Source organism: Pseudomonas sp. FYR_7, assembly GCF_043106155.1.
GTDB lineage: Bacteria > Pseudomonadota > Gammaproteobacteria > Pseudomonadales > Pseudomonadaceae > Aquipseudomonas > Aquipseudomonas parafulva_B.
Genome location: NZ_JBICMI010000001.1, coordinates 1 through 3,082, shown reverse-complemented (window position 1 = coordinate 3,082; position 3,082 = coordinate 1). Strand labels below are relative to the sequence as shown.

The window sequence follows — 3,082 nt, the reverse complement described above, 5'->3', positions numbered from 1 at the left end:
CACCCTTCCCATTTACTGGTAGGGTCGTGAGGTTTACCGATAAATAGCCTTTTTAGGCTTCTGGTTTACCGATACGCGCATTATATTTACCCATTTTTAAAATCTACAACCCTTGAATAACAAGGGCTGTAGCGGTTTTTTTGGGTTAAAAACAAAACCACTCTATCTAGATAGACATACATTGAGTGGGGTATGCTTTTGCCAGCGCTCTATTTTTTGGTGACTTTATGGAAATTTTCACTGCGTTCATTTCTGCAATTTCGGATGCCAACCCAATGGTTCTGGTAACCGTAATTTCTGTCGTAGCTCTCCTGGTCGTAGCCGAATGTGTTCGGCAGCTGTGTAAGGCAATGAGGAAGGATTGATGGCCAGAAAGTTTTGCATGTGCCCTACCTGGTGGGTCAGGGACAAAGATGGCCTATCGAGGTTTTCTGCTGGCAAGGATGCTGGCCAAAACATTGCCGCTTTGAAATGTGTGCTTGCGATCTCAACGGCAGTAGATTTCTACACCAGGAAGGCGAAGCTATCGCTCTCAGATCTGGAGACCTTGACTGGTCTTTCGCGACCTATGGTGATTCGTGGTTTAGCCAAGCTGCAGGGCTTTGGGATCGTTGCGGTAGGTAAGGACAGCCGTGTTCATGAATACGAACTTACGGTTTTGAAAAATGACGACCATTGGGGGAAGGTGCCCTATGACCGAATTCTGAAGCAGTTGCGGACGTTGCCGAACAGAGGTGCGATACCGCTGACTGCACTGAAGCTCTATCTGCTACTGATTGCTTATCGTCCCAACTCATCTGAGACGGTGCTTATTGGATACGACCTTATTGAGAAATATTTGGCCTGCCAGCGTTCGCAAATACGGCCTGCCCTGGACATCCTCTATACCCACACCTTGATCAGTGTTGCTCTTGAAGGTGAGGAGAGGAGGCGGCGACACAATGCATATCAGGTTTTAGGCCTCTGATTTTTTTGTGTCATTAGCGGATTTAGCGGGTCAAGGGCCGATCCCCCGGCTCGTCGGGGAAGCGCTTCATCTCCCCGGCGAACGGAGGTACGGGCGAAGCGAACCCTTGAGCCCACGCGTAGAAAAACGCTAATGGCTGGTGGCTGGGGGGCTTTTACCCCAGCCGCCTGCCTCGCGGCGAGCAGCCCCCGGAGGGCCGCCGGAGGCATTTGAATTTTTTGTGCAAAGTGGGCTGCTGACACACCTTCTGGTGATGGCAACCTATCGGCATGGCAATCAAGGTTGGTGACTATATGTACCAGTTCTTGAAAAAGGCTGTGAGTCTCAATGAGTTGGCCGTGGTATCGGCTTGAATCGAGGCGGCTCGCAGAGCAAGATGAACGGAGCGCTCATAGGAAAAATGAGACGCCAAAAACAACAAAACCCGGATCAAAGCGCGCCAACGCTCCCCGGGTTTCATCGTTAAGATTCGGGGATAGTATGACCACCGTGCACGTGATTTATCAAGTGCCGACCCCCGCCAGGACTGGCGGAGGTGGGCGTGACAGCACCAGGTTTAGGGCGTAACGCCGCTGGTCGGGGCGGCGCCTCGGGAAGTACACGAAATCCTCTACCCCCCCAGGACTTGCGAGCGAAGCTGCAGGCCAACCGGGCAGAGCGTTATGACCTCCTTGCATCTGCACGGGCCCTGTTCCTCCATGAGGGGAAACGGGAAGGACTGCTGCACCCGCAAGACTGGCATCGCACGGCCAAGTGCAAATGGACGCCAGTGGCGGGAATGGTCGGCGTGCACGCCTCGCGCGAGCATGGCAGTGCTTTCTACAGCGGAGTGATGAATTGCGGCAGTGTTTGGGCGTGCCCGGTCTGCGCTGCGAAGGTTCAGGAGCGTCGCCGTGAAGAGGTGGCCAAGGCTGTGGCCTGGGCTGATGCCCAGGGCCTGCAAACGGCGATGGTAACCCTGACGTTCCCTCACTACGCCTGGGATGAACTGACGGATCTACTGGAGCAGCAGAAGACCGCGCTGAAGTACCTGCGCGAGGGTTCGCCTTGGAGCCGTTTCAAAAAATCTACGGGTTACCAGGGGTTGATCCGTTCGCTTGAACTGACCCATGGCGACAATGGCTGGCATCCGCACACCCACGAACTGTGGTTCGTCGATGCCGGTACCGATGCCGACAGTATGAAAAAGACTGTGCTCGAGCGTTGGAAGACCAGCTGCGCACGTGCGGGTCTGATCGACCTAGACAACGCTGCCCAGATCGCCGCGTTTGAATCGCACGCCGTCGATGTGAAGGGCTGGTGTACTGCTAGCGACTATTTGGCTAAGCAGGATGACAGCCGCCATTGGGGCGTGGATGCAGAGATCGCTAAGGCTTCGACCAAGGCCGGTCGGGCCAAGGGTAAGCATCCCTTCGCACTGCTCGCCCTGTTCCAAGACGGTGATTGGAAGGCTGGCCATCGATACCTGGACTACGCCGCGGCGATGAAGGGCAAGCGTCAGTTGTTCTGGTCAGCAGGGCTCAAGGCGAAGGTCGGCGTGATCGAGCAGAGCGACGAAGAGGTGGCGGAGGAGCAGCGTGATGACGCTGACTTGCTCGGTCATTTGGAGATCGAGCAGTGGAAGCTGATCCGCCAGGCTGGCCTGCGTGCGAAGGTCTTGGATTTGGCGGAGAGCAATGGCGGTTGGGTGGCGATTCAGCACCTTTTGCGTTCGATTCAAGCACGTCAGAGATTTCTGGATTCGGCCAGCAGCATTTCTCAGCAAAGACGATTCATTTTCGCGGGCGCGAAAATGAGTGCGTTAAATGGCCCCCCATTTGTTAAGCAGCCGTGTACCAGCAACGACAAAAAATTGGGTTTTCCTTACAGCGCTCACGCGGAATTAGCCCTTTAAAACCTTGCTGAGCAAGCGAGAGCAACACTGCTGCAACGTCCGGAATATCTTGCAGGGATAGGAGTGCTGCAGGGCAAGACAGGTGAAGTTAGCTAACGCATCTTCACGTCTTGCCCATTCGCCTACCGGCTCACGGGAGCAGTTTCCGAATCGGAAACTGTAAACCTCTACTAGCTCGATGCCTCTTGCAAACGAGCTCATCGGGGTTATTCTGTTTTTTT

The 3,082-nt window shown here is 54.6% G+C and carries 2 protein-coding genes; both read left to right on the top strand.

Going from position 1 to position 3,082, the window contains the following annotated elements; genetic code table 11:
* The first annotated feature begins 364 nt into the window (after window positions 1-364).
* Window positions 365-967: a hypothetical protein gene (locus ACF8R3_RS00010; protein WP_392514513.1), complete on the top strand. Its 603-nt coding sequence runs from the start codon at window positions 365-367 to the stop codon at window positions 965-967.
* A gap of 625 nt (window positions 968-1,592) precedes the next feature.
* Window positions 1,593-2,861: a protein rep gene (locus ACF8R3_RS00005; protein WP_392514511.1), complete on the top strand. Its 1,269-nt coding sequence runs from the start codon at window positions 1,593-1,595 to the stop codon at window positions 2,859-2,861.
* The last annotated feature ends 221 nt before the right edge of the window (window positions 2,862-3,082 follow it).

Excerpts from the sequence above, each read along its gene's own strand:
- ACF8R3_RS00010 (WP_392514513.1), top strand. The coding sequence starts at position 365 with ATGGCCAGAAAGTTTTGCATGTGCCCTACCTGGTGGGTCAGGGACAAA.